Here is a 22,098-nt window from a genome sequence, read left to right on the forward strand (position 1 = left end):
TTGACTCCTTGGGAAAGCGATAGGCATCCCACGGTGATTGATGCCGCGACGTCTTCTTTGCCTTCCGCCTGCATAGGCCTAAGATCGAAGACCTTCGCAAGACAGGAGGCCGGCCATGGACGAAGACGTCTTCAACATGTCGATCCGCAAATTCCTGAAGCAGGTCGGCGTCACCTCCCAGCGCGCCCTCGAAATGGCGGTGCGGGACGGCAAGATAAAGGGCGGCAATCTGCGTGTGCGCATGACGCTGACGGCCGAAGGCGTCGATCTTCATCACGTCGTGGATGGCGAGATCAGGCTCGACTGAGACCTCGATAGGCTGAGCAGCGGAGGCGGGTGTTCGTCAGAACCACTGCGGCTTCATCGCCAGCGTGGTGTCGTCGAGCTTGTCGAGCAGCGCGCGCTGGGTTCGTGCCTTGGGCAATTCATAAAGAAAGAAGTAGCGGCAGGTGGCCAGCTTGCCGTCGATAAAATCGGCGTCGACGCCTTCGCCCCGTTTGCGCAGCGCGGCCATGGCCTGGCGAAGCCACATCCAGGCGATGACGACATGGCCCATCATGTCGAGATAGAGGCTCGCATTGGCAAGGCCGAGCCGCGGGTCGGTGCCGACGGTGCCGGCGAGCTTGCCGGTGGTGGCCACCGCTTCGCCAAGATGCGCGGCGAGCTCCTCGGCATGGGCAGCGAGCTCGCGATGGGTATGAGCCTGGGTCACGTCCGCCATGATGCGTGCCGCCAGCACCTTCATGCCGGCACCGTTCTCCTGCATCACCTTGCGCCCGAGCAGATCGATCCCCTGGATGCCGTGCGTGCCTTCGTGGATGGAGTTGGCGCGGTTGTCGCGGTAGAGCCGCTCGACGGGATAGTCGAGGGTGTAACCATAGCCACCGAGCACCTGGATGGCGTGCTTGTTGGCTTCGAGGCAGAATTCCGACGGCCACGACTTGGCGATGGGCGTGAGCAGGTCGAGCAATAGCCGGCTGTCATGACCGGCTTCGACATTGGGTGCCGCCTTGATGGCATCGACAAGGAAGGCAGCATAGAGCAACAGCGCCAGCGCCCCCTCAACCGCCGCCTTCTGCGCCAGCAGCATGCGCTTGACGTCGGCATGCTCGATGATCGTCACTGGCGGGCTCTCCGGGTTCCAGTTGCCGGGCAGATGGCCCTGCGGTCGCTCCTTCGCATAGAGCAGCGAGGCACGGTAGCCGGCGGCACCGAGTGCGGTGGCGCCGAGCCCGACGCCGATGCGCGCTTCATTCATCATCTGGAACATGTAGCTCAGCCCCTTGTCAGGCTCGCCGACCAGATAGCCGATGCAAGGCGTGTCCTCGCCGAGATTGAGCGCGGCATTGGTGGTGCCGCGATAGCCCATCTTGCGGTTCAGCCCGGCAAGCGCCACGCCATTGCGCGCACCAAGCGAGCCGTCGTCTTCGATCAGGAATTTCGGGACGATGAAAAGCGATATGCCTTTCACTCCGGCCGGACTGTCGGGGATCTTGGCCAGCACCATGTGAATGATGTTTTCCGACATTTCGTGGTCGCCGCCGGAGATCCACATCTTGTGACCGGTCAGCTCGTAGCTGCCGTCGCTGCGCGGCTCGGCCCTAGTCGTTAATTCGGCCAGCGACGATCCGGCTTGCGGCTCCGACAGGCACATGGTGCCGAAGAAGCGCCCCTCGATCATCGGCTTCATGAACCGCTCCTTCTGCTCGTCGGTGCCGAAGCTCGCGATGAGGTGGGCCGCGCCCGCCGTCAAAAGCGGGTAGGCCGCAGTCGAAATGTTGGCCATGGAGAAGATGAAATTGACGGCGCCGAGCAGCGTCTCGGGCATCTGTGCGCCGCCCCATTCGCGATCGAAGCCGGCGCCGAAGAAGCCGGCTTCCCGGTAGACAGCAAGCGCCGCACCCACCTGCGGGTCCATGACAACCTTGCCATCCTCGAAGCGCGGTTCGTTGAGATCGAGCGCCGCCGCATGCGGCTGGAAGTGCTCCATGGCGATGCGTTCGGCCGTGTCGAGCACCTCATCCATAGCGGTTCGATCATAGTCGGCGAAGCGTGGCAAAGCGGCGAGACTCGCGGTCGGCAGCGCGTCGAAAAGCTGGAATGCGAGGTCGGCGCGGTCGACGGATATCATGGAACATTCCTTCGGTCTGGGCGTTGCAAAGCTTGTAGGGCGGGTAGGTGTCACTTCAATCCCACGCCGGAAACGGCAGCGTAAAAGAGTAGAAGCGTAATTGCGCCAGAGTTTGGGAGCGCACAGCATGACCGAAGATAAGGCTAGGCGTACCATGATCAGGGCGGCCATGCGGGCCCCCTATCTCGAGCGCGGTGAGGAGCACGAACTTGCCCTGCGCTGGAAGGAGCATCAGGATCAGGCCGCGATGCACCGCATCACCACTGCCCACATGCGACTGGTCATCTCGATGGCGGCCAAGTTCCGCCATTTCGGCCTGCCGATGGGCGATCTCATACAGGAAGGCCATGTCGGCCTCCTGGAAGCGGCAGCTCGCTTCGAGCCGGGCCGTGATGTGCGTTTCTCCACCTATGCGACCTGGTGGATCAGGGCCTCCATGCAGGACTACATACTGAAGAACTGGTCGATCGTGCGCGGCGGCACCAGCTCGGCACAGAAGGCGCTGTTCTTCAATCTTCGCCGCCTGCGCGCGCGCCTGGCGCGTGGACAGGACGTGCTGTCGAGCAGTGATCTCTACAAGGAGATTTCAACTGCGCTCGGCGTTTCGGAAGCGGATGTGGCGATGATGGATGCGCGGCTTTCCGGCCCGGATGCCTCGCTCAACGCGCCATTGATCGATGACAGCGGCGGCTCGGCCGACCGCATGGACTTCCTGGTTTCGGAAGATCCGTTGCCCGACGAGGTTGTCGGCGAGGCGATCGACGTGGAGCGCCGCCTCGACTGGCTGAAGAAGGCGCTTGGCGTGCTCAACGAGCGTGAGCTGCGCATAATCGAGGAGCGCCGGCTACAGGACGAAGGCGCAACACTGGAGGCGCTGGGCGAGACGCTCGGCATCTCCAAGGAGCGCGTTCGCCAGATCGAAAGCCGGGCGCTCGAAAAACTGAAGACGGCGCTGGTGAAGGAAAGCCCGGCGTTCCTGTCGGCCTGACTTCGCGATCGCATCCGGAAGGCTGGACCAGCCCTCCCGTGATTCAACGTTCGGCGCCCCTCGCGGGCGCCGATCTTATTTGTCCGTGACGATCTTGACCTTGTCGCCGGCCGAGACGGTCGCGCCGGGCGCAAGGCCGTTCAGCACGCGGAACAGGTCGAGCTTGCGGTCCACGCCCACCATATTGGCGGCCAGCGTGCCGATGGTCTGTCCCGGCTGCACGGTGACGATGCGGATGCGCAGCGGCTTCAGCGCTGCCTTCTCGTCCGGCGTCAGCACACGGAAACTGTCGCTGACCGAGCGCGACACCGAAGTGAGCGAGGTGCTGGCAAGCGGAGCTGCCGTGAGCAGGCGGTAGACCTGGTCGCCGGCGCGGATGACGGTGATGCCGAACTGCCAGCCGTCGGCGCGCGCGGTGGCGGTGGCCGCCTCGCTGCCGTTGATCGTCTCCGGGCGCACGCTGGTGCCGTCGAGGCCGGCCACCCAGCCGCTGCGCAGATAGTCGGGCAGCGACATCTTGCGATCGATGCTGACCCCGTCGAAACGGATGGCCATGTCGCCGGGACCGGTGGCGGTGACGGCGGCTGCCGTATTGTCGATGACGAAGCCGGTCGGCACCGAGAAGGAGACGCCAAGCCGCGGGTGCAGGAAGGTGGTGCCCCGCACATAGCCTTCTTCCGGCGTATCGCCGTAAAGCATGCCGTCGATGCCCGCGAGGAAGGAGTCGCGATCGCGCATGCCGGTGCCGAGCGGGCCGACCAGCTGGGCATGGCGCTGCGCCAGCTCGATGCGCTGCGGCGTGTTGGGATGGCTGGCCAGGAAGTCGAGGCTCGGGTCGGTCGCGCCGCTGACCGAGCGGAAGTCGCTATAGGCGGCCATGGATTGCAGGAAGCGGCCGGCGGCATAGGGGTCGAAGCCAGCCTGGCCGCTGGCCTTGATGCCGATGGCATCTGCCTCCAGTTCCTGGTTGCGCGAGAACTGGGCGAGCCGCAGCTTGCCGCGGATCAGCGCGACCCTGGCCGAAGGGCTCTCGCCGAGCACGTCGGTCACCACCTTGTTGGCCAAAACCTCCTCGGCTTCCTTCTGCTGGCGCTGGATGCCGTGATTGGCGGTCACGTGGCCCATTTCATGGGCGATGACGGCGGCAAGCTCGGAGGAATCGTTGGCGAGCGCCAGAAGGCCGCGCGTGACATAGAGATAGCCGCCCGGCAGCGCGAAGGCGTTGACGTTGGGCGAATTCAGGATGGTGATGCGGTAGGTCTGGGTCGGGTTGCCCGACACGGTGGTCAGGTTGCCCACTACCTTGGCCACCATGCGCTCCAGCTTGGGGTCGGAATATTCGCCGCCGTAGGTGGCAAGAATGCGCGGATGCTGGCTCTTGGCGAGCTCGGCCAAGCGGTCGTTGCGCGAGACGCTGTCGACCGTGATCGGATTGTTCGAAGGCTGGAACCCGGATTCCTTGAGGTCACCGCCGCTCAGCACCTGGCAACCGGCGACCAGCGACAGCAGGCCGACAGCGATCGCCCGGCGCGCGTTCACGCGCACCGGCGAGAGAGATTCTCCGGCAGGGATCAGGCAGATCGTCAGAGCCGCATTCCTTTCGTCACGTCGCGGGTCGCAAAGCATAGCGAACCGCTACTACAGGGACCTAGACATACTCCTCTTGGCAAAACAAGAATCCATGTCGGTCCCTTGGGCTGCTCTGGCCATAAATTATGTCGGCTTCCGGGCGAATTCTTGGCTTTGTGGCTCTGCGTTGCCGGTTCCGATGTAGTTTCTGAAGGCTTCCGGGCCGTTTTTGCCGAAAAATTCCTCGGTTTTGCCGGCCGCAATGACCTTTCCCTGTTCGAGAAACAGCAGGTTTCCGCCGATTCGCCTGGCGTCCTCCGGCTGGTGTGTCACGAATACAACAGTCATGCCTCGCTCTCTATGAACGGACATAACGAGATCGACCATGTCCTCCCGCAATGCGGGGCCCAGCGAGGCAAAGGGCTCGTCCAGCAACAGTACGGGCCGGTCGCGCACCAGCACGCGAGCAATCGCCACGCGCTGGCGCTCGCCGCCGGACAATTCTCGTGGAAGCCGCCTTTCCTTGCCGGCCAGGCCGGTGCGGCCAAGCGCATCGGCTATGTCAGTGCGGTCGGCCTCGGCTAGCTTCAAGGCCGGCGAGCGGCCGAGCCCGACGTTCTGCTCGACCGTCAGATGGGCAAAGAGGTTGTTCTCCTGGAATACCATCGATATCGGCCGCGCCGAAGGCGGCGCGGCGGTGACGTCGGCGCCGCCAATCAGCACGCGGCCGGAAGTTGCCGTTTCGAAGCCGGCTACGAGATTGAGGAAAGTCGACTTGCCCGCGCCGCTCGCCCCCATCACCGAGGTAATCTGGCCTGCCTCGATCGTAGCATCGAAGCGCATGCGCATGTCCTCATAGGTGAAGGTCACCTCTTCCAGCCTGATGTCGACGCCTCCGGGCCGCATGGGCGAGTTCATTGCGCGGTGTCCTTTCCGAGCCGGTCGGCAAGCGCCATCAGCGCCAGGCAGATGAGGCCGAGCAGCAGGGCAAGCCCTGCGGCATCGGCCGTGCGGTATGCACCCATGCGGGCAAGCAGCAGATAGGGCAGGGTCTGCACAGAATCGCTGCCGAACAGTGCGATGACCCCGAGATCGCCGAGCGACAGGGCCATGGCAAACGCAAAGGCCGTGGACAGCGGGCGGCGCAGCACCGGCCATTCGATCAGCCTCAGCCGGCTCCAGCCGCGGATGCCTAGTTGGGCACACAGCCGCTCGTGCCGCTCGCTGGCTGCATCATAGGCAGGGCGCACGGCGCGCAGCGCAAACGGCATCGCCATCACGGCATTGACCGTCACCACCATGACCGGCGCCAGCGCGAAGACATTGCCTGCGTGGCGCAGGAGCACGAACCAGCCCGCGCCGATGACGATGGGCGGCACGACCAGCACGAAGCCTGCGCCGGTATCGGTCATGTGCTCCAGGAAGCTCTTTTCGCCGGCGGCTTTGCGCTGCAGCTGCAATGCACGGCGCGCCATGGCGAGCGCAAGCGTCAGCATCACGCAGAGCAGGGCCGCCAGGCAGGCGAGGATCAGGCTGGTGGCGGCTGCACTTTGCACCGTTGCCTCGCCGGCGAGGCGCATAAGGTCAGACTCCAGCCCCGACAGAACGGTCGCGAGCATCGGCCCGGCGACGAAGGCGAGCCCAAGCGCGATCAGGGCAGCGTCGAGCGCGGTTTCGCCCCGGCCCGACGAAATGTAGCGGCGTGGCGCAACCGAGAGGTTGGCGTCGCCGGTGACATTGGCGCCGAGCCGCATCAGCACGGCGACCACGGCCAGGGTAAGCAGGATCTGCAGCAGCGTCAGTGCCACCGCCCGCGCCGGATCGAAGTCGAAGCGCAGCGACTGGTAGATCGCCACCTCAAGCGTCGAGGCACGCGGCCCGCCACCTAGCGTCAGCACGATGGTGAAGGAGGTGATGCAGAGCATGAAGACGAGCCCGGCCACGCCCGGCAGGCTGGCGCGCAGCGCGGGCCATTCGATCAGCCGGAAGCCGGCGCGGGCACTCATGCCGAGCTGGCTCGCCAGCCGCCACTGGTCGGTCGGCACCGCGTTCAGCGCTTCGAGAAACAGCCGCGTGGCGAGCGGCAGGTTGAAGAACACATGCGCGACCAGAATGCCCGACAGGCCGTAGATGCCCGGCCAATCTCCGCCGGAGATTTTTGTGAGCAAGCCGGCCAGATAGCCAGCGCGGCCATAGAGCGCGAGCACGCCGAGCGCGGCGACTATGGCCGGCAGCGCCAGCGGAACGGCAAAGAGCCGGAGGATCAGGCCGCGTCCCGGAAAATGCGGATGCCGTGACAGCGCGCGTGCAACGAACAGCGCCGGGACGACCGAGAACAAGGTCGACAGTGCCGCCTGCCACAGGGTGAAGCGGGCGACCCGGAACAGATAGCCGTCGAAGGCGGCAATCGCGCCGGAGAGATCATTGACACCTTCGAGGATCAGCCCGACGAATGCGCCGCCGATGAGAATGGCAATTGCCCCCAGCGCGATGACGCCCGCCGTGATGCGGGAGTCGCGCGCCTCCCTCCCCCTTGAGGGGAGGGTCCGGCCGAAGGCCGGGGGAGGGGGCGATGCGGCCGTGCTCGACTTTGGATCAAGCCCCGCGCTGCCTCCGGCACCCCCCTCCGTCGCCTGCGGCGACACCTCCCCCTCAAGGGGGGAGGATATGCTGCGGCTTCCGCTCACTTGCTCATCACGCCGAGCCACTCTTCCACCCATGCCTTGCGGTTGGCGGTGATGTCCTCGGCGCTGATGGCCAGCGTCTTGGCCGGCTTGACCAGTCTGTCGAAGGCGGGGTCGAGCGGCTTTTCGGTCTTGCCGGCTGGGAACATCCAGTTGGTCTCGGGGATGGTGTCCTGGAAACCGGGACTGACCATGAATTCCATGAATTTCTTCGCCAGCGGGTTTTCCGCGCCGGTGGTGGTGATGCCGGCGACCTCGACCTGCAGATAGTGGCCTTCCTCGAAGGGCGCGGCCTGATACTTGTCGGTTTTCTCCGCGACCATGTGATAGGCGGGCGAGGTGGTGTAGGACAGCACCATCGGCGCTTCGCCCTTGGTGAACAGGCCGTAGGACTCGCTCCAGCCCGGTGTCACCGTCAGCACGCGATTCTTCAGCTTGGCCCAGGCTTCCGGCGCCTTGTCGCCATAGACGGACTTGACCCAGAGCAGCAGGCCGAGACCCGGCGTCGAGGTGCGCGGATCCTGGATCGCGATCTTCTCGTTCGCGTCGCCGTCCACCAGTTCCTTCAGGCTTTTCGGCGGGTTCTTCAGCGTCTCGGTGTTGTAGATGACGGCGAAATAGCCATAGTCGAAAGGCACAAAGGTGTCGTCGCTCCAGCCGCCTGGTACTTTCACATTGGTGAGATCGACGCCCGAGGGTGCGAACAGGCCGGTTTCCTTGGCTTCGGCCGTCAGGTTAGTGTCGAGGCCGAGCACGATGTCGGCTTTGGTCGACTTGCCTTCGAGCTTGACGCGGTTGAGTAGCGCCACGCCGTCGGCCACCGAGACGAAATCGACTTCGCAGCCGCATTCGGCTTCAAAAGCCTTCTTCACCTGCGGGCCGGGGCCCCATTCGGAGGTGAAGCTTTCATAGGTGTAGATGGTGAGCTTGTCGGCGGCGAACGCCGGCAAAGCGGCCGCAACGGCCAGGGTCGAGACGAGCGAGAACAGCATTGTGCGCATCGGCGCATCCTTCTTCACGTGTTGAAAGGGAATTGAAGCGCCGGGCATCCGATGCGTCTAATCCCTCCGCCGGTACAAACCGGATCAGGTTCAGCGGGTTGGCCGGGTGTCCCCCTTTGCCTCTCAGCCGTTCGCGAAACCGCGTCCGGCACCCCGTTAGAGCTTTGTGAAACTAGGGCGAAGCGGGCCCGGGCGCAAGCGGGTGTTGATCGCAACTCAACGCAAAGGCGTAACGTGCGCCTTCCGTTCAGGGTGCGGGGCGTGATAGGAGGCGAGCCACCATGAGCCGATTTCTCATCCTGCTTGGCGGCGATCTCGTCCGCACCGCGCGCCTCGACGCCCAGATCGCCGGCGCCCGCGTGATCGCGGCCGACTCCGGCATCCGCCATGCCGAGACGCTGGGCGTGACGCCGGAGCTTTGGGTCGGCGATTTCGATTCCGCCGACAGCGAGCAGTCGAAGCGCTTTGAGAGCGTCGAAAGGCTGACTTTCCCGGCCGACAAGGACAAGACCGACGGTGAGCTTGCCATAGCAGTCGCGCTCGAGCGTGGCGCGACCTCGCTTGTGCTGGCAGGCGCCTTTGGCGGCTCGCGCGGCGACCATGCCTTCCTGCATCTGGCGCTGGCGCTCAAGCTGGCCGAGGCCGGCACGCCGACGCTGTTGACCAGCGGTACGCAGGAAGGGCATCCCCTGCTGCCGGGCACCACGGCTTTCGACTATGCCGACGGAACGCTGTTTTCCGTGCTCGGGTTTTCCGAACTTTCCGGCCTCACCGAAGAGGGGGCCAAATGGCCGCTCGACCGGGTCGAGGTGCCTTTCGGCTCGTCACTCACCCTTTCCAACGAGGTGCGGGGCACCTTGCGCATCTCGCTTGAGCGCGGCCGCGCCATCCTCGTTGCCCATCCCGATCCACTTTCTCAGCATTGAAGACGACATGGCGCCACCGCTTCTCAATCTCGACGGCATCAAGCTGACCTTTGGCGGCACGCCGCTGCTCGACGGAGCCTCTCTTTCGGCTGCTGCCGGCGATCGCATCGCGCTCGTCGGCCGCAACGGCTCGGGCAAGTCGACTCTGCTCAAGATCGCCGCCGACATGGTGGAGCCGCAGGACGGCGAGGTATTCCGCCAGCCCACTGCCACCATCCGCTATTTGCCGCAGATGCCGGACATGGACGGCTTTGCCAATGTGCGCGCCTATGTCGAGGCGGGTCTTGGACCGGCCGACGATCCGTACCGTGCGACCTACCTCTTGGAGCATCTCGGCCTCACCGGCGACGAGCGCCCGGACGACCTTTCCGGTGGCGAGGCGCGGCGCGCAGCACTTGCGCGCGTCATGGCGCCGGAGCCCGACATCCTGCTGCTCGACGAGCCGACCAACCATCTCGACCTGAAAACCATCGAATGGCTGGAAGACGAGCTTGTCCGTTCTTCCTCCGCGCTGATCGTGATCTCGCACGATCGCCGTTTTCTCGAGCGCGTCTCGAAAGCCACCGTCTGGCTGGATCGCGGCCAGACACGTCGGCTCGAAAGGGGCTTTGCGCATTTCGAGGAATGGCGCGACGCAGTGCTGGAGGAAGAGGAGCGCGAGCAGCACAAGCTCGGCCGTCAGATCGTGCGTGAGGAGCACTGGCTGCGCTATGGCGTCACCGCGCGGCGCAAGCGCAACATGCGCCGCCTGGGCGAGCTGCAGACCATGCGCCAGCGTTTCCGCGGCCACAAGGGTGCCGAAGGCGTGGCAACCATGGTGGCAAGCGATGCTGCCGAGTCCGGCAAGCTGGTGATCGAGGCGAAGAACATTTCGAAGAGCTTCGACGATCTGACGGTGGTGAAGGACTTTTCCACGCGCATCCAACGCGGCGACCGCATCGGTCTGGTCGGGCCGAACGGTGCCGGCAAGACGACGCTCTTGAAGATGCTGACCGGTGAAATGCAGCCCGACACCGGGTCGGTGCGTCTCGGCACCAATCTTGAGATCGCCACGCTCGACCAGAAACGCGAGTCGGTCGACCCGCAAGAGACGCTGGCGCATTATCTGACAGACGGCCGCGGCGAAAACCTCGTCATCAATGGCGAAGAGCGCCATGTCGTCTCCTACATGAAGGACTTTCTGTTCAAGCCCGAGCAGGCGCGCACGCCGGTGCGCGAGCTTTCCGGTGGCGAGCGCGCTCGGCTGCTCCTGGCGCGTGTGCTGGCACGGCCGGCGAACCTTCTGGTGCTCGACGAACCGACCAACGACCTCGACATGGAAACGCTGGAACTGCTGCAGGAACTGGTGGCGGGTTTTGCCGGCACTGTCATCCTCGTCAGCCACGACCGCGACTTCCTCGACCGCACCGTCACCAGCGTGATCGCGCCGGAAGGCGACGGGCGCTGGCTGGAATATGCCGGCGGCTATTCCGACATGCTGGCCCAGCGCGGCGGCACGCATCTGAACGATCGCCGGGATACGCGCAACAAGCAGGCGGCGGAGACGCCGCGCGCGGAAGCGGCTGCATTCACGCCCAAGGCGCCGTCCAAAAAACTGTCCTTCAAGCAGAAATTCGCGCTCGAAAACCTGCCATCGAAGATGGCGGCGGTGTCGGCTTCCATCGCGGAGCTGGAAAACCACATTGCCGATCCGGCTTTTTACGATCGCGATCCGAAGGGTTTTCAGAAGACCATCGCGGCGCTCGACAAGGAGCGCGCCTCGCTTGCCAGCATGGAAGACGAATGGCTGGAGCTCGAAATGCTGCGCGAAGAACTGGAGGGGTGAGACATGTCCGACCGTAGGTCGGCGAAAAGCCAACGATTTGGCTTTTCGAATGTCGAACGCCCGGAGCCCTAGCGGAGGGCCGGGAGGCGGTGCCAACTCGTTGGCGAGTCGACCAACCCAGATACAAAAACGGCCCCTTTCGGGGCCGTTTTCAACTTATACCTCAGCCATTTCCGTTGCCGGCGGAGGCCTGCCAGGCCTTGATCGCCTCGTCGAACACCTTCTGGCCCGGAATGCCCTTTTCCATGGTGAAGAGAGCACGGCGGCCGGATTTGTAGATGATCGGCACGTCGATCCAGCTCTGGCTGCGCAGCAGGCTCAGATTGGCTTCCATCTCCGGCTTGCCGTCGTTGAGCGCGATCAGGAAGAAGCCGTCGGCGATCTTGGCCGGAATGCCGATCAGCGGGCTGCCGGCTTCCTGCTCCGATCCCTTCATCGACACGCGCAGCACGTTTTCGATGCCGCCGCCCTCGAAGCCTTGCGGCGTCAGGAAGATCACCTCGACGATATGGCTGGCCGGCAGGGTCTGGTCCGCGTTGCGGCGGATGGTCATGCGCAGCTGCAGGTCCTTGCCCGGAATGACCGCCTCGGCGCGGATGGCCGGCTCGGGCGGCAGGTCGCCGCCTGGCGATTCCTTCACCACCGACCAGACGATGCTGCCGGGCTCGGCCGAACCTTGGGCGACGTTGGTGCGCTCCTCATAGAAGATCGCGCGCTGGCCGACGGCCACCGCAGACTGCGCGGCAGGCGTACCTGTTTGCGCCGGCGGCGTCTGGCCCGGTGCGGCTGTTCCCGTCTGGGCGGCGGGCGGTTGCGTGGCGGTCGCGACAGAGGTGCCTTCGCCAATCGAAGCGCCGCCGCCGGCCGGTCCGGGATCGATCTCGGTGCCGTCCGTATTCAGCCGCTGGGTGAGTTTCGGCTCGCCCGCCGGTGTCGAGGGTGCCGTCTGCTGCGCGTGCTCAGGCGTGGCTGGGGCAGCCGCCGTCTTGGTTTCAGGCGCGGCGCCGGAAGCAGCAGGCGTCTCGGCATGCTTGCCGGAGCCGCTGAAGAGGTTGGACAGGGCGCCCTTGCTTGCCCACACGCCATAACCGCCGCCCGCGACCACCACCAAGGCGATTGCCGCGGTAATCAGGCCGCCATAGCTGCGCTTGCCCTTGGGCTGTTGCTGATGGGCTTCCCGCGGCGCGTCGTATTCGTCGTCGTCATCCCGGTCGTTGGCCGCGTCGAAGAAGTCGTCCTTGACCGGTTCGATGGCGGGTTGCGGCTTGGGCGCAGCCGGTGCCGGCTGCAGCCAGTCATCCATCTCGGCCGCCGGGTCGGTCTTGGGCTTGTCGTCCGCGCGGGGCTGGGCCGCGGGCTTGGACGCCGGCGCGGCCGCCGGGGCCGCTGGCTTGTATGCCGCGGCTTCAGGCTTTGCCGCGGCCGTCGGCATGGTCTTCGGCGCCGTGTCGAGCCACGACGCGAAGTCTGACTTCGGTGCGGGAGCCGGCGCAGGCGCCGGGGCGGGAGCAGGCTTGGCGACAGGCTCGGGACGCGGCGCGGGGGCTACCGGCTTCGGCGGCGCGCTCTTCTGGCGTTCGATGGAGGCAAAGACGTCCTCCAGCTCCTGCAGCGGGTCGACGCCCGCTTTCGGACGTTCCTTGTCGGCATATTCCTTTTCGAGCGAGGCGATGGCGTCTTCGAGCGACTTCCTCTGGCGATCGGCGACGGCCTGGGGCGGCGGCGGGTTTATTGCCGCAAGCTTCGCCTCGATGGTCGCACGGGCCTTGTCGTACACTTTCTGGCGTAGCGGCGGCGTTGCCTCGCTAAGCCCGTCCAGCGCCTTTTTCAGAACCGCAACGAAATCTGCCATGCTTTTGTCGACCTGTGGTTTCTCTCCCGGCCGGCGTCACGCCGACCGCAGGAAGGCGCAAAATTAATCTTGGAAGGGATCGGTCACAAGGATGGTGTCGTCCCGCTCGGGGCTGGTGGAAAGCAGCGCCACCGGCGCTCCGATCAGCTCCTCGATGTGACGGACATATTTGACTGCCTGGGCAGGCAGATCGTTCCAGCTGCGGGCGCCCTGGGTCGAGCCCTTCCAGCCTTCGAGCGTCTCGTAGACCGGCTCGACGCGCGCCTGCGCGCCCTGGCTCGCCGGCAGGTAGTCGATCAGCTCGCCGTCGAGCATGTAGCCGGTGCAAACCTTGATCTCGTCCAGCCCGTCGAGCACGTCGAGCTTGGTGAGCGCGATGCCCTTGATGCCGTTGACGGCCACGGCCTGGCGCACCAGCACGGCGTCGAACCAGCCGCAGCGGCGCTTGCGCCCGGTGACGACGCCGAACTCGTGGCCCTTGGTGCCGAGGAACTCGCCGATCTCGTTCTTCTGTTCGGTAGGGAAGGGGCCTTCGCCGACGCGGGTGGTGTAGGCCTTGGTGATGCCGAGCACGTAGTTGATCGCGTTCGGTCCCATGCCCGAGCCGGGCGCGGCCTGGCCGGCCACGGTGTTGGACGAGGTGACGAAGGGATAGGTGCCGTGGTCGATGTCGAGCAGCGTGCCCTGTGCGCCTTCGAACAGGATGCGCTCGCCGGCGCGGCGGCGGTCGTCCAGGACCTTCCAGACCCGGTCCATGTAGGGCAGGATCTTGTCGGCAACGGAGGTCAGTTCCTCCATGATCGTCTCATGCGCTACTTCCGGATGGCCGAGGCCGCGGCGCAGCGCATTGTGGTGCGTCAGCAGCCGGTCCACCTTCGCGGGCAATGTGCTCAAATCTGCCAAATCCATCACCCGTACGGCGCGGCGCCCGACCTTATCTTCGTAGGCGGGGCCGATGCCCCTGCGGGTCGTGCCGATCTTGGTGCCGGAATTGGAGGCTGCATCTTCACGGAATCCGTCGAGCTCCCGGTGGAGCGACAGGATAAGCGCGGTGTTTTCGGCAATTTTCAGGCGTTCCGGGGTCACTTCGACGCCCTGGTCACGCAGCTTCTGCGCCTCGGCGACGAAGGCATGCGGGTCGAAGACCACGCCGTTGCCGATGACGGACAGCTTGCCATCGCGCACGATGCCGGACGGGAGAAGCGACAGCTTGTAGACCTTGCCGTCGACGACCAGCGTATGGCCGGCATTGTGACCGCCCTGGAACCGCACCACCACATCGGCGCGCTCCGACAGCCAGTCGACGATTTTGCCTTTGCCTTCGTCGCCCCACTGCGAACCGACGACAACCACATTGGCCATGATTTCTTCCCTTCCATGCCGCGCTAGGCGGCGCAAACCTATAGGACGACAGGCCTCTATAACGGCAAGATTCCCGAAACGCGACCATTCTTTGGGGCAAAGGGCAAGACAATTTCGTCACGCCGCAACCCTTGCCTGTGCACCTATTGCCCGGCCGCGGCCATAGTGAGGCATGCACCAAAGCGCCCGCGACTTTCACCGGGCACAGTATCGCATAGATATGCAAACAAGAAGGCGCCGGTTGCCCGGCGCCTTCTGAAAAAACGAGCGTGATCTACCAGTCTCAGATGCCGTTCACGTCGAAATGCAACGGCTTGGCCGAGTCGATCGACTTGTGCGCCCGCACCTTTTCCAGAACGTCCTCCGGGAACGGCGCGTCGAGATAGAGCAGCGCGATCGCGTCGCCGCCTGGCCGGTCGCGGCCCAGCGCGAAGTTCGCGATGTTGACGCCGTTCTCGCCACAGACGGTGCCAAGCAGGCCGATGATGCCCGGCGCGTCGGCATTGGTGGTGTAGAGCATGTGCTGGCCGACCTCGGCGTCGAGATTGATGCCCTTGATCTGGATGAAGCGCGGCTTGTGGTCGGAGAAGCAGGTGCCTGCGATGGAGCGGGTCTGCTTCTCGGTCTTGACTGTCAGCTTGATGTAGCCGTCGAACACGCCCGACTTGTCGCGCTTGACCTCGGCGACAATGATGCCGCGCTCCTTCACCATGATCGGCGCGGACACCATGTTCACGTCGGCGACCTGCGGACGGATCAGGCCGGCAAGTGCCGCGCTAATCAGCGCCTTGGTGTTCATGCCGGCGGTCGAGCCGTCGAACAGGATCTCGACTTCCTTGATCGGCTCTTCGGTGACCTGGCCGACGAAGGCGCCCAACACCTCGGCGAGCTTGACGAAGGGTTTTAGCCGCGGCGCTTCCTCGGCGGTGATCGAGGGCATGTTGATGGCGTTGGAGACCGCACCCTTGATCAGGTAGTCCGCCATCTGCTCGGCGATCTGCAGTGCCACGTTCTCCTGCGCTTCCGTGGTGGAGGCGCCCAGATGCGGCGTGGTGACGACATTGTCCATGCCGAACAGCGCGTTCTCGGTCGCAGGTTCGACCTCGAATACGTCGATGCCGGCGCCGGCCACCTTGCCGCTCTGGAGCGCGGCGATGAGGTCAGCTTCCACGATGAGACCGCCGCGCGCGCAATTGATGACGCGCACGCCGTCCTTCATCTTGGCGATGGCATCGGCATTGATGATGTTGCGCGTCTTGTCGGTCAGCGGCGTGTGCAGGGTTATGAAGTCGGCACGGGCGAGCAGCGTGTCGAGATCGACCTTTTCCACGCCCAGTTCGGAAGCGCGGTCTTCCGACAGGAACGGATCGAAGGCGATGACATGCATCTTCAGGCCGACGCCGCGCGAGGCCACGATCGAGCCGATATTGCCGCAGCCGATCACGCCCAGCGTCTTGCCGGTGATCTCGACGCCCATGAAGCGGTTCTTCTCCCACTTGCCGGCATGGGTGGAGCTGTTGGCTTCCGGAATCTGGCGCGCCAGCGCGAACATCATGGCAATGGCGTGCTCGGCGGTGGTGATGGAATTGCCGAAGGGCGTGTTCATCACGATGATACCGCGGCGGCTGGCGGCCGGGATGTCGACATTGTCGACGCCGATACCGGCGCGGCCGACGACCTTGAGATTGGTCGCGGCGGCGATCAGCTTCTCGGTGACCTTGGTGGCCGAGCGGATGGCGAGACCATCATACTGACCGATGATTTCGAGCAGCTTTTCCTTGTCCTTGCCGACATCGGGCAGATAGTCGACTTCGACGCCGCGATCCTTGAAGATCTGCACGGCGGTGGGGGAGAGTTTGTCGGATACGAGTACGCGAGGTGCCATAAAGGCCTCCATCAGGTGAAATTCAGACTTGGGGGAATGAGGCGACCGTCCCAACCCGGTCGCCCAAAAACCTTGAACTCAGGCCGCCTTTTTCAGCGCGGCCTTCTGGTTCTGGAACGCCCATTCGAGCCAATGCGTCAGTGCCTCGACGTCGGACGCCTCGACGGTCGCGCCGGCCCAGATGCGCAGGCCCGACGGCGCGTCGCGATAGGCGCCGATGTCATATGCCACGCCTTCCTTGTCGAGGGCGGAGACGATGGCCTTGGCAAAGGCGGCCTGCGCCTCGGCGTCGAGCGCGGTCACTTCCGGATCGATGATGGTGAGGCAGACCGAGGTGTTCGAGCGCGTCGCCGGATCGGTCGCCAGATTGGCGAGCCAGGGCGTCTTCTCGACGAAGGCGTCGAGCACCGCGAAGTTGCGGTCGGCGCGGGCGATGAGGGCATCGAGGCCGCCGATCGACTTCGCCCAATTGAGTGCGTCGAGATAGTCTTCCACCGCCAGCATGGACGGGGTGTTGATGGTCTCGCCCTTGAAGATACCTTCGATCAGCTTGCCGCCCTTGGTCAGGCGGAAGATCTTCGGCAGCGGCCAGGCCGGCTTGTAGGTCTCGAGCCGTTCTACGGCGCGCGGCGAGAGGATGAGCATGCCATGCGCGCCTTCGCCGCCCAGCACCTTCTGCCAGGAGAAGGTGACGACGTCGAGTTTCTGGAAATCGAGGTTCTGCGCGAAGGCGGCGGAAGTCGCGTCGCAGATGGTCAGGCCCTGGCGGTCTGCCGGGATGAAATCGGCGTTCGGCACGCGCACGCCGGAGGTCGTGCCGTTCCAGGTGAAGACCACGTCGCGGTCGAAATCGACCTTGGAGAAGTCGACGAGTTCGCCATAAGGGGCTTCGAAGGTGCGGGCATCCGGCAGCTTCAGCTGCTTGACGACGTCGGTCACCCAGCCGGCGCCAAAGCTTTCCCAGGCGACCATGTCGACGCCGCGTGCGCCGAGCAGCGACCAGAGCGCCATTTCGACGGCGCCGGTGTCGGACGCGGGCACGATGCCGATGCGATAGTCGGCCGGAACCTGCAGGACTTCACGGGTGAGGTCGATGGCCTGCTGGAGCTTGGTCTTGCCGATCTTGGCGCGGTGGGAGCGGCCGAGGGCTGCGTCTGCGAGAGCTTGGAGGGACCAGCCGGGGCGCTTTGCGCAGGGGCCGGATGAGAAATTGGGATTGGCCGGACGCAAGTCCGGCTTCGGCAGTACAGTCATGTTGATCCTATCCTTCCAGATAGCACGCCCCTCGTTGGGGAGGGGTGGCCCACTGGCGGAGATAGCGGAACGTCCCGCGGACGGCAAGTGGCAATATTGCGACAGTTGCTTGCCTGTCAGCGACTGTCACCTGCGATAATGCCGAGGCGTCGGGAAAACATGCTAGGAAAATCAAGGAGCTGCGGGCGCATGTGGCTAGCCAGGACGCTGCGCAAATTTGTGATCGGATCAGTTCGCCAGCGGCACGGTGAAAGTGCAATCCAGGCCCTGCGCGAGCCAGTGGAACTCGATCTCGCCGGCGAGGTCGTTCCGTATCATCCGGGAGATCAGTCGGCTGCCGAAGCCCGCCTTCGTGGGCGCCACAACTGGCGGACCGCCGCGCTCGCGCCACAGCACCGACAGGCGAGGGCCGCCGCCATTGGTGCGCGTGGACCAGTTCACCGAAACGGCACCGTTGCGGTGCGAGAGCGAGCCGTACTTTGCGGCATTCGTCGTCAGTTCATGGATGACAAGCCCGAGCGGGGTGATCATCTCCGACGGCAGCATCAGGTCCGGGCCGTCGAGGGTGATTCGGCTGCCGGCGATCGTCTCGAAAGGGGCTGTCTCGGTCTTTACCAACTCGGCAAGCGCTACGCCCCGGCCCTGATGACTGACGATGAGATCGTGGGTCGTGGCGAGCGCGTTGAGCCGCGCCTGAAAGGTCGAAAGGAAGCCGTCGAGAGAGGTCGCCTGATGCGCCGTCTGGCGGGCGAGAGCCTGCACGATCGCGAGAACGTTCTTCACGCGGTGGTGCATCTCGCGCACGATCTCCTGCTTGCGCTCGTCTTCCCTGAAGCGGTCGGTGACGTCGACCGCAAAACCGTCGAGCCCAATCAGCTCGCCGGTGCCGTCGCGGGTGGCGGTAACGGAAAACTCCAGCCAACGAACCGCCTTGTCCGGCCTGACAATGCGGTAGTGGGTCTTGTAGGTCTCGGTTTTGGTCGCCAGAGCCTCTTCCAAAGAGGTTTGGGCAATGTGTCGGTCGTCCGGGTGGACGAGCTCCAGCCAGTCCGAGAAGCTCATATCGGTCACGGGCTGACCGATCATCTTGGCGAAAGCCGGCGACCAGCGGCCACGATCTTGCGCCAAATTATACGAAATGGTTCCGAGGTGCCCGGCCTCGAGAGCCGCGCGCAACCTGCGTTCGCCTTCGCGGACGTCCTGCAGTGTCCGGTCCGCACGCTCTACGGCCGCCTGCAGAACTGCACCCACAAGAATCATTGCAGCACCGCAAAGGGCGAACAGCACCAGATCGATTGCGGTCGCTGTCGTGTTGATCTCGAGGCTGCGTAGAGGCTCGAGAAAGAAGTACCATGCCGATGCCCCTGAAAGAACAAGCGCCAGCGTCCCCGGACCCGTTCCGCCGAGGACGGCTGCCAAGAGCACTGCTGGAAACAACGTCACAAAGGGTGCGACGTCTGTCGTAATAACTCCTGCGGCAAGGCGCAGGAGGGTGGCAATGACCACGCAGCCTATGGCGAACGCATAGGCGTACATAGGGTTTGTAATGAAGATGGTGTGGTATGCTCTGATAAGGCGGTCCATTGCAGGTCCTTTGCAATGACGGGTTGCTGATCTGCGCCAGAAGCGGTCAACCGGCATTGCTCTCGGGGGCGAGATGAGACCACTTGGGGCAGGCTCATGCGGGCGTGGTGGGCCTGCTACAATTGCGAACTCGGCAGTTTGTTCCGTCGTGCTCTCACCGGCGGGCTCCGGGCTGTCGCCCTCGATCCAGTTTTCTCGCGCCACTCCCTGGAACGCCGGGTTGCGAGAGCGGCGCATCAAGCGAAATGGTCCGCCCGGCCTTTGGCAGCCCATGCGAAGTTTCGATTCCGTGGTATAATTTGCGGTGATTGGAGAGCGTAGCGGGGGATAGGCAGGTAGCGCCGTGAGGCGCGCTGCACGTCGATTCATGGGAGATAACCATGCGCAAATATATCGACTGCCGAGAGTTCCCGAGCGAAATGAAATGCACTGTGGCGATCGTGGCGGACAGCGATGAAGAGTTGATCAATGCTGCCGTTCAACATGCCGTCGCGGTTCATGGCGAGCACGACACGCCGGAATTTCGGGCCGAGATCAAGAAGGCCATACATGAAGGCTCGCCGCAGGCCTGACGACGCCAGCGCGCCGCCTCGGTGAAGCGTCGATGCAAGCGCCTATTGGCGAAGCTGCTTGGGCCGCCCGGGAATGGCGGTGACGATCACTGAAACCGGGTCGCTGCCGGGAAAGGTGTCTTCAAGGCCTTCTTGAAGCTGCTCTTCAAGCGTTGCCCGATCTTCCGCGCGGCCTTCGGTGCGCCGTTTGGCGGTTTGCTTGACCTCGGGGGCCGGACGTTGCGCTGTGCTCATCCTCGTCTCCTGTTCCCCCTCAGGAAAGGTCGTGCTTCGCATGGCGGTATTCAAGCATTTGCCGTCGCCAGGCACGGGGGAGGCCATCGCGCGGGAGCAGGATCGGTTTCCAAACGCAAATGGCGGGCCAAGGCCCGCCATTCCTGTCGTTCGCAGATTGCGCTTTTACCAGAGGTCGTAGCGCAGGCCGACCTTGACCTGGTGGAAGTCGAGCCCCTTGCTGAGCCTCGGACCAGTGCTGTCATAGGAGACAAATTGGGCGTTCGGCACGGAAAAATACTCGTAGCCAACATCAACTGAGCCATTCGGGCTGAAGCGATAGGAAAGACCCGCGCCGAGCGAATAGGCCAAGTTGTAGCGGCGTTCCGAATCCACTTTGCCCTTGTAGGCGTCGGAGTCGTCGCACTCGAAGACCGACGTTGTCGATCCGCCAGCGCCATTGGGGACGCTCGTCGTCTGGTTCCGGCAGTGCCGATCCCCCTCTGCTACGCGACGCGAGACATAGGCCACGCCCAAGCCTCCGCCGACATAGGGCGTGAAGCCCGCGAAAGTGCCCAGATCGAAATAGGCGTTCGCCGTGCCGGAGTAGCCCTTGTTCTTGGCATTGTCCGAGCCTGGGCAGTCGCGAGTCTGGCGACCGCTGTGAACGGTCGTGTTACCCGAACCGTCGGTGTTCGAAACGGTTAGCGTCCCGTCACACGAGCTTACATATTCGTTGGCAAAGCTGTTGGATGGAAGAATGCCGAAATTCAGCTCCCCGCGCAGATAGTCGTTGAAGTGATAGCCCATGCCGATATTGGCCAGGACGGGCGTTTGGTTGGACGTGAATCCAACTGGAGTTTCGAAGTTCTTGAATGGCTTGTTGAACGCAAAACCCACGTCGCCGCGCAGGTACCAGCCTGAGCCGACCTCGACCGGCACATATTCTGGGCCGCTTTCGACATAGACGGGCGGCTCGTAGTCTGCGGCCATGGCCGGTGCCGAATGCCATAGCAGCGCTGCGGCAAGGGGCAGAAGGATACGCGATTGCAGGCTCATTATCACAAACTCCCGAATGCGCTGGCGTGGGACGGGCCCAGTCATCTTTCGGGGTTGATTGTTAACCATATTGGTTAAGTGCCGGTTAAGGATAATGAAAGGAATTGGGGCGCGCCGTGGGAGAGGCCCAAAAAACGCCAAAAGGCCCCGACGAAGCGGGGCCTTTCTCGAAAATCTTCGCCGTCCGAACTCAGTTGAAAGCGTACCGGATACCGAGTTTCAGATCGTGAGACGTCAGCCTGTGGAATTGCACGCCGTCGTATGGTCCTGGGTTGGCGACAGGATCGTAGTTGATCTCGGGCCCGGTACGGGCATTACCAAGATTGACGAAGCTGTAGCCCAGGTCGATGGTCATACGATCGGTGGCCTTGATGCCGAGACCTGCGTGCAGCGCCCAGGCGAAGTTCCATTGCGCGTCGCTGTCTGCCCAAGCGCCGCCTCGGTTCATCACATTGACGTCCCGGAATTGCGAAATGGTGTTGCGCGACGTGCCGATGCCGGCACCGACATAGGGCACGAACGGACCGAACTCGCCGAGATCGACATAGCCGTTTGCCAGGAACAGCCATTCGGATTTTTTGGCATGGAATTCGTTGGTGTAGGCGTTGCCGCCGCCGTGATCGACCCAATCAAGCGCGTTGAAGTCTGCCGCGCCGCGATATTCGAGGGTCACGTCGCCACGGACCCAGTCATTGTACTGATAACCGATGCCGCCGCCGAACAGCGGCGAGGAGCTGAAGCCGCCCTTGTCGTGCCAGCCATAGGCAACGATGGTCGGATCGTTGTAGAGATCCGAGCGCAGTTCGCCGAGCCGTTGGTTGGTCATGCCCAGATAGCCGCGAATGTACCAGGCGCCGATAGCCGGGGCCACGACGACTGGCTGTTCGACGAGATCGGCCGCCATTGCGGGAACCGACATGCCGCCAGCCATCAGCGCGGCGAGTGCCGTGAGAAACTTACGCATCTTCATCACCCTTGCGATTCCCCGCGCCGGACGGCCGAGGATGATTGAATTCCGCATGGACAATGAATCAGAAAGATTAAGGTCGCCTTAACTACGTTTATTCACCAAGGCAGTGAAAAACGAATGGGTTGATGTTGGTTATTTGCTATTTTCTAACTTCTGAACCGGCGGCGGTTAATGGTCGTCTATGGAATTAACTGACCGCGAACATTGCTTTTTCAAGCAGGCG

Annotated in this window: 18 protein-coding genes and 1 riboswitch; of the genes, 5 read left to right on the top strand and 13 right to left on the bottom strand. The window is 63.8% G+C overall.

What is annotated here, in order from left to right; all coding sequences use genetic code 11:
- Positions 1 to 115: 115 nt before the first annotated feature.
- Positions 116 to 307: a DUF6494 family protein gene (locus C7I85_RS08295; protein WP_106723484.1), complete on the top strand. Its 192-nt coding sequence runs from the start codon at positions 116 to 118 to the stop codon at positions 305 to 307.
- Between the two features lie 36 nt (positions 308 to 343).
- Here C7I85_RS08295 and C7I85_RS08300 read toward each other — a convergent pair whose 3' ends face one another.
- Positions 344 to 2,131 (bottom strand): acyl-CoA dehydrogenase, encoded by a 1,788-nt coding sequence (locus tag C7I85_RS08300; RefSeq protein WP_106723485.1) that lies wholly within the window; start codon positions 2,129 to 2,131, stop codon positions 344 to 346.
- 127 nt (positions 2,132 to 2,258) lie between these two features.
- Here C7I85_RS08300 and C7I85_RS08305 point away from each other — a divergent pair, with 127 nt between their 5' ends.
- Complete coding sequence (locus C7I85_RS08305) at positions 2,259 to 3,119, top strand: RNA polymerase factor sigma-32 (RefSeq protein ID WP_106723486.1); 861 nt, start codon at positions 2,259 to 2,261, stop codon at positions 3,117 to 3,119.
- Positions 3,120 to 3,194: 75 nt separating this feature from the next.
- Here the strand turns inward: C7I85_RS08305 and C7I85_RS08310 are convergent, their stop codons facing one another.
- From C7I85_RS08310 to thiB, 4 genes are all read right to left on the bottom strand, one after another.
- The gene (locus tag C7I85_RS08310; RefSeq protein WP_428832835.1) at positions 3,195 to 4,745 is read right to left on the bottom strand and encodes a M48 family metalloprotease; all 1,551 of its coding nucleotides are present in this window, start codon (positions 4,743 to 4,745) and stop codon (positions 3,195 to 3,197) included.
- 87 nt (positions 4,746 to 4,832) lie between these two features.
- Positions 4,833 to 5,606 (bottom strand): thiamine ABC transporter ATP-binding protein, encoded by a 774-nt coding sequence (thiQ, locus tag C7I85_RS08315; protein ID WP_245444845.1) that lies wholly within the window; start codon positions 5,604 to 5,606, stop codon positions 4,833 to 4,835.
- Entirely contained in the window at positions 5,603 to 7,195 is a 1,593-nt protein-coding gene (thiP, locus tag C7I85_RS08320) for a thiamine/thiamine pyrophosphate ABC transporter permease (RefSeq protein ID WP_106723601.1), read from the bottom strand. Before thiP ends, thiQ begins: the two co-directional genes overlap by 4 nt.
- A gap of 176 nt (positions 7,196 to 7,371) precedes the next feature.
- Complete coding sequence (gene thiB / locus C7I85_RS08325) at positions 7,372 to 8,373, bottom strand: thiamine ABC transporter substrate binding subunit (protein ID WP_106723603.1); 1,002 nt, start codon at positions 8,371 to 8,373, stop codon at positions 7,372 to 7,374.
- Positions 8,374 to 8,417: 44 nt separating this feature from the next.
- A riboswitch (TPP riboswitch) is annotated at positions 8,418 to 8,539 on the bottom strand.
- Positions 8,540 to 8,654: 115 nt separating this feature from the next.
- Between thiB and C7I85_RS08330 the strand changes: the two genes are divergently transcribed.
- Positions 8,655 to 9,299, top strand: a complete 645-nt coding sequence (locus tag C7I85_RS08330) for a thiamine diphosphokinase (RefSeq protein WP_106723487.1) — start codon at positions 8,655 to 8,657, stop codon at positions 9,297 to 9,299.
- Positions 9,300 to 9,306: 7 nt separating this feature from the next.
- Positions 9,307 to 11,124 carry an ABC-F family ATP-binding cassette domain-containing protein gene (locus C7I85_RS08335; RefSeq protein ID WP_106723488.1) on the top strand — a complete coding sequence of 606 codons (1,818 nt, stop codon included), beginning with the start codon at positions 9,307 to 9,309 and terminating at the stop codon, positions 11,122 to 11,124.
- Positions 11,125 to 11,287: 163 nt separating this feature from the next.
- Here C7I85_RS08335 and C7I85_RS08340 read toward each other — a convergent pair whose 3' ends face one another.
- The 5 genes from C7I85_RS08340 to C7I85_RS08360 form a co-directional block, all read right to left on the bottom strand.
- Positions 11,288 to 12,976, bottom strand: a complete 1,689-nt coding sequence (locus C7I85_RS08340) for a hypothetical protein (RefSeq protein ID WP_106723489.1) — start codon at positions 12,974 to 12,976, stop codon at positions 11,288 to 11,290.
- Positions 12,977 to 13,039: 63 nt separating this feature from the next.
- The gene (locus C7I85_RS08345; protein WP_106723490.1) at positions 13,040 to 14,338 is read right to left on the bottom strand and encodes an adenylosuccinate synthase; all 1,299 of its coding nucleotides are present in this window, start codon (positions 14,336 to 14,338) and stop codon (positions 13,040 to 13,042) included.
- Between the two features lie 283 nt (positions 14,339 to 14,621).
- Entirely contained in the window at positions 14,622 to 16,223 is a 1,602-nt protein-coding gene (gene serA, locus C7I85_RS08350) for a phosphoglycerate dehydrogenase (RefSeq protein WP_106723604.1), read from the bottom strand.
- A 78-nt stretch (positions 16,224 to 16,301) separates the two neighbouring features.
- A complete protein-coding gene (locus tag C7I85_RS08355; protein ID WP_106723491.1) occupies positions 16,302 to 17,477 on the bottom strand; it encodes a phosphoserine transaminase in 1,176 nt (391 codons plus the stop codon).
- Positions 17,478 to 17,705: 228 nt separating this feature from the next.
- The gene (locus C7I85_RS08360) at positions 17,706 to 19,061 is read right to left on the bottom strand and encodes a sensor histidine kinase (protein ID WP_181257117.1); all 1,356 of its coding nucleotides are present in this window, start codon (positions 19,059 to 19,061) and stop codon (positions 17,706 to 17,708) included.
- A 380-nt stretch (positions 19,062 to 19,441) separates the two neighbouring features.
- Here C7I85_RS08360 and C7I85_RS08365 point away from each other — a divergent pair, with 380 nt between their 5' ends.
- Positions 19,442 to 19,633: a DUF1059 domain-containing protein gene (locus tag C7I85_RS08365; RefSeq protein WP_106723493.1), complete on the top strand. Its 192-nt coding sequence runs from the start codon at positions 19,442 to 19,444 to the stop codon at positions 19,631 to 19,633.
- A 42-nt stretch (positions 19,634 to 19,675) separates the two neighbouring features.
- On the opposite strand, the gene C7I85_RS08370 is transcribed toward C7I85_RS08365, so the two are convergent.
- From C7I85_RS08370 to C7I85_RS08380, 3 genes are all read right to left on the bottom strand, one after another.
- Positions 19,676 to 19,867: a hypothetical protein gene (locus C7I85_RS08370; protein WP_106723494.1), complete on the bottom strand. Its 192-nt coding sequence runs from the start codon at positions 19,865 to 19,867 to the stop codon at positions 19,676 to 19,678.
- A gap of 165 nt (positions 19,868 to 20,032) precedes the next feature.
- Positions 20,033 to 20,905, bottom strand: a complete 873-nt coding sequence (locus tag C7I85_RS08375; protein WP_106723495.1) for an outer membrane protein — start codon at positions 20,903 to 20,905, stop codon at positions 20,033 to 20,035.
- A 190-nt stretch (positions 20,906 to 21,095) separates the two neighbouring features.
- Positions 21,096 to 21,869: an outer membrane protein gene (locus C7I85_RS08380; protein WP_106723605.1), complete on the bottom strand. Its 774-nt coding sequence runs from the start codon at positions 21,867 to 21,869 to the stop codon at positions 21,096 to 21,098.
- Positions 21,870 to 22,098 lie beyond the last annotated feature (229 nt).

It is taken from the genome of Pseudaminobacter soli (ex Li et al. 2025) (genome assembly GCF_003012705.1).
Classification (GTDB): Bacteria; Pseudomonadota; Alphaproteobacteria; order Rhizobiales; family Rhizobiaceae; genus Pseudaminobacter; species Pseudaminobacter soli.

Excerpts from the sequence above, each read along its gene's own strand:
- C7I85_RS08365 (WP_106723493.1), top strand. The coding sequence starts at position 19,442 with ATGCGCAAATATATCGACTGCCGAGAGTTCCCGAGCGAAATGAAATGC.
- C7I85_RS08345 (WP_106723490.1), bottom strand. The coding sequence starts at position 14,338 with ATGGCCAATGTGGTTGTCGTCGGTTCGCAGTGGGGCGACGAAGGCAAA.
- C7I85_RS08295 (WP_106723484.1), top strand. The coding sequence starts at position 116 with ATGGACGAAGACGTCTTCAACATGTCGATCCGCAAATTCCTGAAGCAG.
- C7I85_RS08360 (WP_181257117.1), bottom strand. The coding sequence starts at position 19,061 with ATGGACCGCCTTATCAGAGCATACCACACCATCTTCATTACAAACCCT.
- C7I85_RS08370 (WP_106723494.1), bottom strand. The coding sequence starts at position 19,867 with ATGAGCACAGCGCAACGTCCGGCCCCCGAGGTCAAGCAAACCGCCAAA.
- C7I85_RS08300 (WP_106723485.1), bottom strand. The coding sequence starts at position 2,131 with ATGATATCCGTCGACCGCGCCGACCTCGCATTCCAGCTTTTCGACGCG.
- C7I85_RS08375 (WP_106723495.1), bottom strand. The coding sequence starts at position 20,905 with ATGAGCCTGCAATCGCGTATCCTTCTGCCCCTTGCCGCAGCGCTGCTA.
- C7I85_RS08355 (WP_106723491.1), bottom strand. The coding sequence starts at position 17,477 with ATGACTGTACTGCCGAAGCCGGACTTGCGTCCGGCCAATCCCAATTTC.
- C7I85_RS08330 (WP_106723487.1), top strand. The coding sequence starts at position 8,655 with ATGAGCCGATTTCTCATCCTGCTTGGCGGCGATCTCGTCCGCACCGCG.
- C7I85_RS08335 (WP_106723488.1), top strand. The coding sequence starts at position 9,307 with ATGGCGCCACCGCTTCTCAATCTCGACGGCATCAAGCTGACCTTTGGC.
- C7I85_RS08310 (WP_428832835.1), bottom strand. The coding sequence starts at position 4,745 with ATGCTTTGCGACCCGCGACGTGACGAAAGGAATGCGGCTCTGACGATC.
- serA (WP_106723604.1), bottom strand. The coding sequence starts at position 16,223 with ATGGCACCTCGCGTACTCGTATCCGACAAACTCTCCCCCACCGCCGTG.
- thiB (WP_106723603.1), bottom strand. The coding sequence starts at position 8,373 with ATGCGCACAATGCTGTTCTCGCTCGTCTCGACCCTGGCCGTTGCGGCC.
- thiQ (WP_245444845.1), bottom strand. The coding sequence starts at position 5,606 with ATGAACTCGCCCATGCGGCCCGGAGGCGTCGACATCAGGCTGGAAGAG.
- C7I85_RS08305 (WP_106723486.1), top strand. The coding sequence starts at position 2,259 with ATGACCGAAGATAAGGCTAGGCGTACCATGATCAGGGCGGCCATGCGG.
- C7I85_RS08340 (WP_106723489.1), bottom strand. The coding sequence starts at position 12,976 with ATGGCAGATTTCGTTGCGGTTCTGAAAAAGGCGCTGGACGGGCTTAGC.
- C7I85_RS08380 (WP_106723605.1), bottom strand. The coding sequence starts at position 21,869 with ATGCGTAAGTTTCTCACGGCACTCGCCGCGCTGATGGCTGGCGGCATG.